The sequence below is a fragment of the Nonomuraea sp. ATR24 genome (assembly GCF_041950485.1).
Taxonomy (GTDB): domain Bacteria; phylum Actinomycetota; class Actinomycetes; order Streptosporangiales; family Streptosporangiaceae; genus Nonomuraea; species Nonomuraea ceibae.
The window spans coordinates 330,997-343,279 of the sequence record NZ_JBGNUU010000004.1 but is presented as its reverse complement, the minus strand read 5'-3'; the positions used below and the strand labels follow the sequence as shown (position 1 = coordinate 343,279).

The 12,283-nt window shown below is 72.8% G+C and carries 13 protein-coding genes; 9 read left to right on the top strand and 4 right to left on the bottom strand.

Features of this window, described 5'->3' with window-relative positions; all coding sequences use genetic code 11:
• Nucleotides 1-65 precede the first annotated feature (65 nt).
• From ACBI99_RS12555 to ACBI99_RS12535, 5 genes are all read left to right on the top strand, one after another.
• Complete coding sequence (locus tag ACBI99_RS12555; RefSeq protein ID WP_357584215.1) at nucleotides 66-1,469, top strand: MFS transporter; 1,404 nt, start codon at nucleotides 66-68, stop codon at nucleotides 1,467-1,469.
• Between the two features lie 83 nt (nucleotides 1,470-1,552).
• On the top strand, nucleotides 1,553-2,143 hold the full coding sequence (locus tag ACBI99_RS12550) for a hypothetical protein (protein WP_357584213.1): 591 nt from the start codon (nucleotides 1,553-1,555) through the stop codon (nucleotides 2,141-2,143).
• A 4-nt stretch (nucleotides 2,144-2,147) separates the two neighbouring features.
• A complete protein-coding gene (locus ACBI99_RS12545; protein WP_219500738.1) occupies nucleotides 2,148-2,501 on the top strand; it encodes a cupin domain-containing protein in 354 nt (117 codons plus the stop codon).
• Between the two features lie 17 nt (nucleotides 2,502-2,518).
• A complete protein-coding gene (locus tag ACBI99_RS12540) occupies nucleotides 2,519-3,592 on the top strand; it encodes an adenosine deaminase (protein ID WP_364173406.1) in 1,074 nt (357 codons plus the stop codon).
• Entirely contained in the window at nucleotides 3,589-4,200 is a 612-nt protein-coding gene (locus ACBI99_RS12535) for a PH domain-containing protein (protein ID WP_219500750.1), read from the top strand. Before ACBI99_RS12540 ends, ACBI99_RS12535 begins: the two co-directional genes overlap by 4 nt.
• Before the next feature lie 10 nt (nucleotides 4,201-4,210).
• On the opposite strand, the gene ACBI99_RS12530 is transcribed toward ACBI99_RS12535, so the two are convergent.
• From ACBI99_RS12530 to ACBI99_RS12520, 3 genes are read right to left on the bottom strand one after another with little or no spacing between them, the layout of a single operon-like run.
• Nucleotides 4,211-4,945, bottom strand: a complete 735-nt coding sequence (locus ACBI99_RS12530) for an enoyl-CoA hydratase/isomerase family protein (RefSeq protein WP_375072344.1) — start codon at nucleotides 4,943-4,945, stop codon at nucleotides 4,211-4,213.
• Nucleotides 4,942-6,447 carry an AMP-binding protein gene (locus ACBI99_RS12525; protein ID WP_375072343.1) on the bottom strand — a complete coding sequence of 502 codons (1,506 nt, stop codon included), beginning with the start codon at nucleotides 6,445-6,447 and terminating at the stop codon, nucleotides 4,942-4,944. The genes ACBI99_RS12530 and ACBI99_RS12525 overlap by 4 nt, the downstream gene beginning before the upstream one ends.
• Nucleotides 6,440-7,093 carry a TetR/AcrR family transcriptional regulator gene (locus ACBI99_RS12520; RefSeq protein ID WP_375072342.1) on the bottom strand — a complete coding sequence of 218 codons (654 nt, stop codon included), beginning with the start codon at nucleotides 7,091-7,093 and terminating at the stop codon, nucleotides 6,440-6,442. Before ACBI99_RS12520 ends, ACBI99_RS12525 begins: the two co-directional genes overlap by 8 nt.
• Nucleotides 7,094-7,188: 95 nt before the next feature.
• Here ACBI99_RS12520 and ACBI99_RS12515 point away from each other — a divergent pair, with 95 nt between their 5' ends.
• From ACBI99_RS12515 to ACBI99_RS12500, 4 genes are all read left to right on the top strand, one after another.
• The gene (locus ACBI99_RS12515) at nucleotides 7,189-8,028 is read left to right on the top strand and encodes a MerR family transcriptional regulator (protein WP_375072341.1); all 840 of its coding nucleotides are present in this window, start codon (nucleotides 7,189-7,191) and stop codon (nucleotides 8,026-8,028) included.
• On the top strand, nucleotides 8,003-8,905 hold the full coding sequence (locus tag ACBI99_RS12510) for a sigma-70 family RNA polymerase sigma factor (RefSeq protein ID WP_375072340.1): 903 nt from the start codon (nucleotides 8,003-8,005) through the stop codon (nucleotides 8,903-8,905). Before ACBI99_RS12515 ends, ACBI99_RS12510 begins: the two co-directional genes overlap by 26 nt.
• Before the next feature lie 21 nt (nucleotides 8,906-8,926).
• The gene (locus tag ACBI99_RS12505) at nucleotides 8,927-9,409 is read left to right on the top strand and encodes a GyrI-like domain-containing protein (RefSeq protein ID WP_375072339.1); all 483 of its coding nucleotides are present in this window, start codon (nucleotides 8,927-8,929) and stop codon (nucleotides 9,407-9,409) included.
• 66 nt (nucleotides 9,410-9,475) lie between these two features.
• Entirely contained in the window at nucleotides 9,476-11,167 is a 1,692-nt protein-coding gene (locus ACBI99_RS12500) for an MFS transporter (RefSeq protein ID WP_375072338.1), read from the top strand.
• Between the two features lie 134 nt (nucleotides 11,168-11,301).
• On the opposite strand, the gene ACBI99_RS12495 is transcribed toward ACBI99_RS12500, so the two are convergent.
• Complete coding sequence (locus ACBI99_RS12495; protein ID WP_219499930.1) at nucleotides 11,302-12,258, bottom strand: LysR family transcriptional regulator; 957 nt, start codon at nucleotides 12,256-12,258, stop codon at nucleotides 11,302-11,304.
• Nucleotides 12,259-12,283 lie beyond the last annotated feature (25 nt).

The following is a 12,283-nucleotide window of genomic DNA, read 5'->3' as shown; positions in this document are numbered from 1 at the left end:
GAAAAATCATGCAATGGAATTAAATGCGCTTGCATTAGATGCGAGTGCATGTAATCTTTCCGTCCATGTCCTCTTCCTCCACCCGGTGGAGCGCGCTCGCCGTGCTCTGCGCAGTGATCTTCCTTGACGCCCTGGACGTGTCGATGGTCGGCGTGGCGCTGCCCTCCATCCAGCACGAGCTGGGGCTCTCCACCTCTTCTCTGCAGTGGGTTGTCAGCGGCTACGTGCTCGGATACGGCGGTCTTCTTCTGCTCGGGGGCAGGACCGCCGATCTGCTGGGGCGGCGCAGGGTGTTCCTGGTCGCACTGGCGGTCTTCGCCGTGGCGTCGCTGCTGGGTGGCCTGGTGAACGACGGGGCGCTGCTCATCGCCGCCCGCTTCATCAAGGGCGTCGGCGCGGCCTTCACCGCCCCGGCCGCGTTGTCGATCATCACCACCACGTTCCCGGAAGGACCGCTGCGCAACAAGGCACTGAGCATCTTCACCGCCTGCGGCGCCAGCGGCTACTCGCTCGGCCTGGTGTTCTCCGGACTGCTCACCCAGCTCGACTGGCGCCTCACGATGCTGATGCCGGTGCCCGTCGCCGTCATCGCGCTGATCGCCGCGATCAAGGTGCTGCCGCGCAACGCCGAGGAGCGCGCCGACGGCGGCCACGACCTCATCGGCGCTGTGCTGATCACCGCCTCGATGCTGCTGCTCGTCTTCACCGTGGTCCAGGCGCCGGAAGCCGGCTGGTCCTCCGTCCGCACGATCGGCTCGCTGGTCGCCGTCGCCGCCCTGCTCGGCCTGTTCGTGCTCACCGAGCTCAGGCTCAAGCACCCGCTCGTCCGACTCGGCATCCTCCGCTCCGGGCCGCTCGTGCGGGCCAACCTCGGGCTCGTCGTCCTCATGGGCTCGTACGTGGCCTTCCAGTTCGTCGCCATGCAGTACTTCCAGAACCTGCTCGGCTGGTCCGCGCTCGGCACCGCGCTGGCGTTCCTGCCGGCGGGCCTGCTCGTGGCGGTCACCTCGACCAAGATGGGCGACTTCGCCGACCGGTTCGGCACCGGCAAGCTCATCGTCGTCGGCGCGGCCGCGCTGGCCGGCGGCTACGCGATGTTCCTCGGCATCTCCCGCACGCCCGGCCTCTTCACCCTGGTCATCCCCGGCATGCTGCTGCTCGGCATCGCGTTCGCGCTGTCGTTCCCGGCGCTCAACATCCAGGCCACCAACGGCGTCTCCGACGACGAGCAGGGCCTCGCCTCCGGGCTGCTCAACACCTCCGGCCAGGTCGGCGGCGCGATCGTGCTCGCCGTGGTGACCGCGGTGCTCACCTCCGGCGGCGGCGAGATCTCCATCGGCTCGCTGCGCGCGGCCATCCTCGTCTCCCTGGTGCTCGCCGTCGCCGGACTGGCCCTTTCGGCCGCCGGACTGCGCGACCGCAAGCGGGCCGCCGCCGTGCCCGAGGCGAAAGCGTACGAGGTGGTGTGACCCGGACATTCGCCTGACGTCGGCCCATGCCGATCCGTTATCGGTGCGAGCTTCGCGCGGCCGTCCCCGGGAATCTTGGTGGCATGAACGCGTCACCGGGATTGAGGGCGGCCGCGGCGTGTGTGTGCGGGCTGATGCTCGTGGCGTGCGGCGCGCGGGGCACGGGCACGGGCACAGGCACGGCCACCGTGGAGCCGCCGTCGAGCCAGGGGAGCTCGGCGACGGCCACGTCCGCCGCGGCCGACCTGCCGACCAGCACCTCCGAGGTGGCCGTCGACCGCGCCGGGGCCCAGCCCGCGCTCGTCACCGGGGTGCGCGCCGGGCGCCACGACGGGTTCGACCGGGTGGTCGTCGACTTCGCCGGCTCGCTGCCCGGCTACACCGCCCAGTGGGCCGACGAGCTCGTCCAGGACGGCTCCGGCACCCCCATCGACCTGGGCGGCGGGCTGGCCCTGCACCTGCTGCTCACCCCCGCCGACGCGCACACCGAGGACGGCACGCCCACCTGGACCGACGGGCCCGACGCCGGGTCGCTGGAGGCCGTCACCCGCATCGTCAAGACCGGCGACTTCGAAGGCCGCGTCGGCATCGCGCTGATCATGCCGGGGCGCACGGCGTTCCGCGTGAAGGAATACTCCGGGCCCAGCCGCCTGGTCGTGGACGTGCGACACTGACCTCGTGGTGAGAAAGATCGAAGGACCCACCCGGATCCCGGTGCCCGGCGGCAAGACCATCGACGAGCACGTCGGCCGCGTCAACAGCGGCGACGAGGCCGTCTCCATCGCGCACATGGTCGCCCCGCCCGGCTGGGACGAGCCCGCCCAGACGCCCGCCTTCACCGAATACACCGTCGTCCTGCGCGGCACCGTCCGCGTCGAGCACGACGGCGGCGTCACCGAGGTGACGGCCGGGCAGACGCTCGTGACCGAGCCGGGCGAGAAGATCCGCTACAGCACCGGCGACGAGGGCGCCGAATACATCGCGGTCTGTCTGCCCGCCTTCAGCCCCGAGTCCGTCAACCGCGACTCCTAGCCCCATATCATGGGCGGATGAGCCCCACGTACGAGGAGATCCGGCGCGCGCCCAAGGTGCTGCTGCACGACCATCTCGACGGTGGTCTCCGGGCTGAGACCATCGTGGAGCTGGCGCGCGAGAGCGGTTACGACCGGCTGCCGGCCGACGACCCTGACGAGCTGCGGCGCTGGTTCGAGGAGGCGGCCGACTCCGGGTCGCTGGAGCGCTACCTGGAGACGTTCGCCCACACCGTCGGCGTCATGCAGACCCGCGAGTCGCTGGTGCGGGTGGCCGCCGAGTGCGCGGCCGACCTGGCCGACGACGGCGTCGTCTACGCCGAGGTGCGCTTCGCGCCCGAGCAGCACACCACCCGCGGGCTGAGCCTCGACCAGGTCGTCCAGGCCGTCCTGGACGGGTTCCGGCAGGGCTCCGAAGGGCGCGGCATCCGCATCGGCACGCTGCTGACCGCGATGCGCCACCAGGCCCGCTCCATGGAGATCGCCGAGCTGGCCGTGCGCTACCGCGACGTGGGCGTGGCCGGGTTCGACATCGCCGGCGCCGAGGCGGGCTACCCGCCCACGCGCCACCTCGACGCGTTCGAATACCTCCAGCGGGAGAACGCGCACTTCACCATCCACGCCGGCGAGGCGTTCGGGCTGCCGTCGATCTGGCAGGCCATCCAGTGGTGCGGCGCCGACCGGCTCGGCCACGGAGTGCGCATCATCGACGACATCACCGTGGCCGGCGACGGCTCCGCCAAGCTCGGCAGGCTCGCCGCCTACGTGCGCGACAAGCGCATCCCGCTGGAGATGTGCCCCACCTCCAACCTGCAGACCGGGGCCGCCGACTCCATCGCCGAGCACCCGATCGGGCTGCTGCGCCGGCTCCACTTCCGGGTCACGGTCAACACCGACAACCGGCTGATGAGCTCCACGACCGTCTCGCGGGAGTTCGCCAAGCTGGTCGAGGCGTTCGACTACGGGTGGGACGACCTGCAGTGGTTCACGGTCAACGCGATGAAGTCCGCGTTCCTGCCGTTCGACGAGCGGCTGGCGCTGATCAACGGCGTGATCAAGCCCGGGTTCGCGCGGCTGAAGTGGCAGCCGTGAAAGAGGTCTTCCGGTCCAAGACCGCGTTCGTGCTCGGCTGGGTGTGGGTGGCGTTCGTCGCCTTCAACGTGTGGGACCTGACCGCCCGCTACAACGGCAAGGCGTCGATGGTGGCGCTGGCCGTGCTGGGCGTGCTCACCGCGCTCGTCTACGTCGTCGCCATCCGCCCCGCCACCGTGTTCACCGAGCAGGGGCTGGTCGGGCGCAACCCGCTGCGCACGACGGTGGTGCCGTGGGCGTCGGTGCGGGAGGTCACGGTCTCCCACTCGATCAACGTCGACCACGGCGAGGGCCGCGTGCTGCGGCTGTGGACCCCGATGAGCTCGGCCCGCGAGCGCGCCAGGGCCCAGCGCCGTGGCCAGGCGGTCAAGCAGCGCGGCCGGTTCAGGACCGAGCCGACGCTGACCAAGGGCGAGCAGGCCGCCGCCCAGGCGTTCTCCGGCAAGACGCACGCCGACTGGGTGGGCGAGCAGATCAGCGACCGCGCCGACAAGGCCAGGATCCGCAACGAGGAGCCCGGCCCCGCCCGCGCCACCTGGGCCTACGACTCGCTGGCGATCGGCGTCGTGGCCCTGGTGCTGGTGGTCGCCGCCCTGCTCGTGCCCTGACCGGCCGCGCTCACCGCCTGCGCCGGTTGACGAAGCGTTCCATGCCCGCCCGGGCGATCCCGGAGTCCTCGACCTGGCGGGCGGCCCGCGTCTCGGCGGCGAAGGCGCGCTCGACCTCCTCCAGCGACGGGCGCAGCAGCCTGAGGTGCACCTCGGTGGCCGTACCGGGCAGCGTCCAGCGGTGCACCAGGCCGATCGCCGTGTCGACCAGCGTGTCCGCCTCGACGACCTGGTCCAGCAGGCCGAGCGAGTGAGCCTCGGTGGCGCTCAGCCGCGCCGAGCCGAGCACCAGCCCCAGCGCCCGGCCGCCGACCAGGCGGCGCAGCAGATGGCTGGCGCCGTTGGAGATCGACAGCCCGATGTGGTTCTCCGGCAGGAAGAACTCGGCCGACGGCGTGCCCAGCCGGGCGTCGAAGCAGAGCGTCCACTCCGCCGCGCCGCCCACGGCCAGCCCGTTGACGGCCGCCACCACCGGCACCCTGGTCTCCAGCACGGCCCTGGTCAGGTCGTGGAAGAGCTCGACCTCGTCGATCAGCGACAGCCCGACGGCCTGGTCGATGTCCTCGCCCGCCGAGAACGCCCGCCCGGCGCCGGTGACGACGACGCCCCGGGCCGCCTTGCCATCACCGTGCTCGCGCACCGCCGCGGCGAGCTGCCGCCGCATGCCGGCGGTCAGCGCGTTGAGCTTCCCGGGCCGCTGGAGGGTGATCACCGCCACCTCGTCCCGTACGGTCACGTCGATCATGCTCGCTCCTTGTCCGACGGCAGGGTTACGCGGAACGCGCCCGTCCGCTGGTCGGGGCGCATCAGGTGGCGCTTCTCGATCCGCGCCGAAGGGGTCAGCCGGAAGCCGTCGACGAACTCGACGAACGCCGGCACCTTGAACGGGGCCAGCCGCCGCGCGGCGTGCTCGGCCACGCTCGCCGCGGTCGGCCCGCTCGCCTCATAGCCCGGCCTGAGCTGGACGAACGCCTTGGGCAGCTCGCCGAACAGCTCGTCCGGCACCGGCACCAGGGCGACGTTCAGCACCGCCGGGTGCTCGCCCAGCACCCGCTCGACCTCGGCGCAGGAGATGTTCTCGCCGCCCCGGCGCACCATGTCCTTCAGCCGCCCGGCGTGCCGGATCTGCCCGTCGGGATTGCGTACGCCCAGGTCGCCGGTGTGGTACCAGCCGCCGCGGAAGGCGTGCGCGGTGGCCTCCGGGTGGTTCCAGTAGCCGGTCATCATCGGCTCGCCGCGCACCAGGATCTCGCCCGTCTCCTCGTCGAGCGTGACCTCCTTGCCGGGCGGCGGCAGGCCCATCGAGCCGGTGCCGACCTGGTCGCGGGCGTCCGGGGCGGACAGCAGGTCCGGGCCGCTCTCGGTGGACCCGTACAGCTCCCGCCAGGGCGCGCCCCAGCGCTCCTCGAAGGCGGCGTGCAGGCGCGGGGCGATGCCCGAGCACAGCACGAGGCGCATCCTGTTGTGCCGGTCCAGCGGGTCGGGCGGCTGCTTGTACATGAGCATGGGCATCGTGCCCAGCACGTACGTGAGCGTCGCGCCGTGCTCGCGGGCCGAGCGCCAGAAGCCGGAGGCGGAGAAGCGGGGGAGGACGACCTGCGGGATGCCGCCCATCAGGCACAGCAGGGTCGTCCACTGGGGATCCATGTAGGAGTACGCCTGGGCGATCAGCATCACGTCGTCGTCGCGCAGGTCCACCAGGTCGGCGACGACCCGGGCGGTGCGTAACCAGTAGGCGTGGGTGAGCATGCAGGCTTTGGGAAAGCCGGTGGTCCCCGACGTGTACTGAAAATTCGCCACATCGTTCGGGCTGGGCGATATTTCGGGGGCAGGGTGGGAGCCGGCGAGCGCGTCCAGGGTGTGCGCCACATGGCCGGCGCGCGAGACGTGCCCGGCGTGCTCCGCGCTGGTCACGGTGGCGACGGCGCCCGAGTCGCGGAGCACGTGCTCCAGGTCGGCCGCCCGGTAGCGGACGTTGACCGGGACGGTGACGGCCCCGGCCTTGAGGACGGCCAGCCAGCTCAGCGGCCAGCCCGGGACGTTGTCCAGCATGACGGCGACCCGGTCGCCGGGCCGGACGCCGGTGGCGGCCAGGGCCCCGGCCAGGCGGTCGCTCTCCGCGTGCACCTGGGCGAAGCTCAGCGAGACGTCGGGGAAGCGGAGGAACTCGCGGTCACCGAAGCGGGCGGCGGCCCACCGGACCAGGGCGGGGACGGTGTCGGGAACATCGGAGCGACGGTCAGCCATGCGGCGGCTCCCAGGGGAAGTCGGGCAGCAGGGAGAAGTCGGGCAGCAGGGACAGTCCGGGTGCGCGGACGGCGGCCAGGCCGATCGCCACGAACTCGGCGCACACCTGCTCCAGCGTGGAGTCGCCGTCGGGGCGGTACCACTCGCCGGTGCCCGTGCACATCGACATCAGGGCCAGGCGGGTCAGCTTCTGGTCGGCGACCCGGAACACGCCCGCCGCGACGCCGTCGGCCAGCGCCTGCCGCCAGAAGTCCTCGTACGCGTCGCGGAGGGCGATGATCTCGTCGTGGGCGGCACCGCCGGGGGTGAGCGAGCGCAGTTCGCCGTCCATGACCCGGGTCGTCATGGGGTTGAGCGCGTGGATGGCGGTCAGTGAGCCGATGAGCAGCGCCAGCCGTTCGGCCGGGCCGCCGACGCCGGCCAGGAGGCGGCGGGTGGCGTCGATGAGGCCCCGGTGCCCGGCCTCCATCAGGTCGGCGAGCAGGGCTTCCTTGCTGGAAACGTGGTAGTAGACGCCGGCGTTGGTGAGGTTGACGGCCCTGGCCAGGTCCCTGACGCTCGTGGCGGCGTAGCCCTGCTCGGCGAACAGCCGCACGGCCGCCGCCCTGATCCGCAGGCCGGCATCGACATCCCGGGCAGTCTTCATGGGACCTACCGAACGTTCGGTTACGGTGATATTTCGCAGCATAACCTGTAGAGGTGGACTCTGACACCGTGTGAGGCCGTACATCTGGAGAGGTCATGTTCAGCATCGGAGACTTCGCCAGGCTCGGGCTCGTGTCGGTGCGCATGCTGCGGCACTACGACGCGATCGGGCTGCTGCGGCCCGCGCACGTGGACCCGGCCACCGGATACCGCTCCTACCAGGCCGCCCAGCTCGCGCGGCTCAACCGGCTCGTCGCGCTCAAGGACCTCGGCTTCACGCTGGAGCAGGTCAAGACGATCCTCGACGACAAGGTGAGCACCGAGGAGCTGCACGGGATGGTCCGGCTGCGCCGCGCCGAGCTGGAGGCGCGGATCAGCGCCGACCTGGCCAGGCTGCGCGGCGTCGAGTCGAGACTGCGCAGCATCGAGACCGAGGGCCGCATGGGGAGCGTCGAGGTCATCGTCAAGGAGGTGGCCCCGGTCCGGGTCGCCCAGCTCAGCGGTGTGGCCGCCAGTTACGGGCCCGAGCACGTCGGGCCCGTCATCCAGCCGCTCTACCAGGAGCTCTGCGACCGGCTGGAGGCCGCCGGGCTGCCGATCGCCGGCCCGGGCATCGCCCACTACCAGGCCCGCGAGGACGGGACGGTGCTGACGCACGCCGCCTTCCCCGTGGCGGCCTGGCCCGGCACGCACGACGGGCTCCAGGTCGTGGACCTGCCCCGGCTGCCGGCCGCGGCGACGGTCATCCATCATGGTTCGATGGACCAGGTCGGCACCACCTACCAGGAGCTGGCCCACTGGATCGAGGACAACGGCCACCGCGCGCTCGACCTGGGCCGCGAGGTCTACCTGCACTGCCCGGACGACCTGGCCGAGTGGGTGACGGAACTGCAGATCGGGATCGAACCACATGGACCTGGACGGCCACCGCGCTGAGCTGACCGGCTACTGCTACCGGATGCTCGGCTCGGTGTACGAGGCCGAGGACGCGGTGCAGGAGACGCTGGCCAAGGCGTGGCGCGGCCGTGACCGGTTCGACCCGCTCCGGGGGCCGCTGCGGGCATGGCTGTTCCGCATCGCCACGAACGTCTGCCTCGACATGCTGCGCGGCAGCCGGCGCCGGGCCCTCGCCGCCGGCCTGGGCCCGGCCGCCGAGCCGGGCACGACCCTGGGGGAGCCGCTGCCGATCGAGTCATGGGTCTACCCGGTGCCCGACCGGCTGCTGGACCCGGCCGAGCTGGCGGTGTCGCGGGAGAGCGTGCGGCTGGCGTTCGTGGCGGCGTTGCAGCACCTGCCGCCCCGGCAGCGGGCCGTGCTGATCCTGCGCGACGTGCTGGGCTGGTCGGCGGCCGAAGTGGCCGGCCTGCTCGGCGCCGGCGTCGCGGCGGTCAACAGCGCCCTCCAGCGCGCCCGCGCCGCGCTGCCCGTCACCGAGCCGGGTGACGACGCCGTGGACGAGAAGCTGCTCGCCCGCTACGTCGACGCCTTCGAGCGCTACGACGTCGAGACGCTGGTCGCGCTGCTGCACGAGGACGCCACCTCGTCGATGCCGCCGTTCGCCTGGTGGCTGCGCGGGCGCGAGGACGTCCGCCGGGTGCTGGCCGCCGCCGGGGCGCCCTGCGAGGGCTCGCGCCTGGTGCGCACCGCCGCCAACGGGCGGCCCGCGTACGGGCAGTATCTGGAGGGCCGGCCGTTCGCGCTCGTGCTCGTCGAGACGGCGGGCGGCCTGATCACCGGCATCACCACGTACCTGGACCCGGGGCTGTTCTCCTTCTTCGGACTCGCCGATGAGTTCCGGGGCGCCGATTCGTAGTAATGGGTGAAGGAGGAAAACATGCCAGAGATCATCGAGTGTCCCGAGCGTCACTACCTCGGGATCCGCAAGACCATCACCATGACGACCTTCCACCTGGTCGCCGACCGGATCGGCGAGCTGTACGGCCGGCTGGCCGAGCGGGGCACGCCGCCCGCCGGCGGGCCGTTCTTCCGCTACCTGGTCATCGACCTGGACGGCGACCTGGTGGTGGAGGCCGGGGTGCCGGTGCACGAGCCGGTGGCGGGCGAGGGCGAGTTCGTCGCCGGGGTGCTCCCGGCGGGCCGTTACGTCCGGACCACCCACGTCGGCCACCCCGACAGCCTCATGGCCGTCACCGGCGAGCTGCTCGACTGGGCGCGTGAGCGGGGGCTGCGCTTCGCCATGAGCGAGGAGCCGGACGGCGAGCACTGGGACAGCCGCCTGGAGCTCTACCACACGAACCCGGAGGAGCAGCCCGACATGAACAAGTGGGAGACCGAGCTGCAGTTCAAACTGGCCTGACGGCTTCCAGACCCTAGGCCGCAAAATTCTCTTTGCAAAATTTGCTTTGCGGTCTAGGGTGACGGCATGGACGACGTGTGCCGCCGTTACGCCCTCGTCAGCTTTCTCACCTGGCTGCCCGCCGGGCTGATGATCGCGCCGCTGGTGCTGCTCATGCTGGACCGGGGCCTGACCATCGTGCAGGTCGGCGTGGTCATGACCGTCTACTCGCTGGTCATCGCCGGGCTGGAGCTGCCCACCGGCGGGCTGGCCGACGTGGTGGGGCGCCGGGTGGTGCTCGCCGCCTCCGCCGCCTGCACCGCCCTGGCGCTGGTGCTGCTCGCGGTGGCGGGCACCTGGTGGGCGTTCACGGTGGCCGGCGCGGTGCTGGGAGTGGCGCGGGCGCTGTCCAGCGGGCCCGCGGAGGCGTGGTTCGTGGACACGCTGCACGCCGTCGAGGGGCCCGGCGCCGACCTGCGGCCTGGCCTGTCTCGGGGGCACGTCATGGAGGACGTCGCGCTCGGCGTCGGCGTGCTGGCGGGCGGCTTCCTCCCGCTCGCAGCCGAAGCCGCCGGGATGGACAGCGGCATGGGGGCCGGCGTGGGGACCGGCATGGCGGGGGCCGGGTGGCTTGACCCGCTGGCGTTGCCCGCGCTGCTCGGGGCGGTCGCCGCGCTGGTGTGGCTGGTGGTCGTGCTGATCGCCATGCCGGAGCCGCCCCGGCCGCCTGCCTCGGTGGCGGTGGTGCTGCGCGGCGTGCCGGTCACGGTGGCAGCCGGGGTGCGGGTCGCGGTGCATGACGGGCCGCTGCGGCGGCTGGTGCTGGTCGCGGCGGTGGTCGGGATGGCGCTCACCTGCATCGAGCTGCTGGTGCCCGGCCACCTGGCCGAGCTCACCGGCTCGGGCGAAGGGGGAGCCACCGCCTACGCGATCGTGTCCGCCCTGGGCTTCGCCGGCAGCGCCCTGGGCAGCGCCCTCGCTCCTACCCTGGCCCGCCACCTCACCCCCACCCGCCCAGCTACGACCGCCCTCCCCCCAACGACCGCCCTCCCCGCTACGGCCCCCGATCCCGCTACGGCAGCCGACGTCGCTACGGCCCCCGGCCCCGTTACGGCGGCCCACTGCCCTGCGGGCGGTCCTGCCTCTGCGACTGCCGACCCCGCTACTGCGGTCCAGAGGGGCACGGAGGCTGGGGACGGCACGGCAGCCCAGGACAGCGCGGCCACCCGGAGCGCCGAACTGGACGGGGACGGTGGGGCTGCTCGGGGCGGAGCGGCTCCGGACGCTGGGGAAACCCGGGAGGGTGAGCCCGCCGGGAAGGGCGGCGCGGCACCGGAGGGCGGGACTGTCCGGGGCGAGGACATGGTGCGGGGGACGGTGCAGGGGTCGGTGCGGGGGTCGGTGCGGGGGGCGGTGGGTGGGTTGCTGGTTGCGGCGGTCGCGCTGGGTGGGCTGGGCGGGGCGGCGGCCGTCGGTATGGGGGGAGTGGCGGGGGTGGTGCTGGCGGGTGTGCCCTACGTGGGGTTCTTCGTGGGGTTGGGAGCGTACGGCGTGCTCAGGGCGGAGCTGGCTCACCATCGAGTCGGCTCGGACGAGCGGGCCACCGTGGCCTCGGCCTCGTCGTTGGCCGGGTCCGGGGGCGCGGCTCTGGCGAATCTGACGCTGGCGCCGCTGGCCATGAGCCTCGGGGCCGGGGCGGCGTGGTGGGTGGTGGCGGCTGTGGTGCTGGCCGCTGCCGCGGGGTTCGCCCGGCTGCCTGAGCGGGCGCCGAAGGCGTGAGCATGGGAGCCCGGGAGGGGGCGTTCACCAGTGCCGGTGCACGGCGCACGTTCAGCCGGGAGGTCAGCTTGGTGGCGCGCCGGACCCGCTCGGCCATCGCCAGGAACTCGGGGCTGTGGACGCGTATCAGCCGGTCACCGGGCATGGCCCACCTCCTCGTGCGTCGCAGCGGCCCAGGACGGCAGCCAGGCGGGCTCGGGCGGCCCCGGCAGGCTCGCGAGGTGGGCGATGATCCCGTGCAGTCCGGGGTGCGGATTGGCCCGGGGGAGGATGAGCGAGAGCGGATACACGAGGGCCGGGCCGGCGATGGGGATGCGGCGCAGGTCGTGGCCCGCCGGCCACACGTACCGGTCGCGCACCCCGACGAGGGTGGCCACGTCGGCGGAGTCGGCGAGGGCGTCGAGCAGCACCTCGTCGCCGAAGTGCGGGCCCGCCGCGTCGATCCGCAGGTCGAACGCGGTGGCGAGCTCGTCGTAGAACTCCGACCACTCGCTGCGCGGCGCGATGCCGGGCATCCAGATCCGGTGCTTGCGCAGTTGCGCCGGCGTGAGCCGGCGGGCGGCGGCGAGCGGGTGGCGCGGGCCGGTGAGGAGCTGCAGCGGTGAGGAGAACGCGTGGATCATGCGCAGGTCGCGCGGCAGCGCGGCCGGGTCGGTGACGGTGCGGAACGAGGCGTCCACCTCGCCGGCCTCGACGGCGGCGGCGGCCGCGCGCGGGTCGTCGACCCGGAGCGTCACCACGTCGAGGTCGGTCCCGGGGCGGGCGCGCCAGTAGTCGTGCAGGACGACGGCCTGCGCGCTGCGCCTGCCGAGGACGTCGATCCGCAGGGCGCGCGAGCCCGGCCTGACCGCGGCGACGGCGCGGTCGATCCCGGCGACGACGCCGCGCGCGTGCGGGAGGAACGCCTGGCCGTCGAGCGTCAGCTCGACCCCGCGCGGGGTGCGGGCGAACAGCCGGACCCCCAGCTCGCGCTCCAGGGCGGCGATCCGTTTGGAGACCGCCTGCTGGCTCACGCCCAGCTCGTCGGCGGCCTGCTGCACCTGCCCGAGCTCGGCCGCCCGGACGAACGATCGCCATGCCTCGGTGTCCACGCGGACACCCTAGGGGCGCACAACC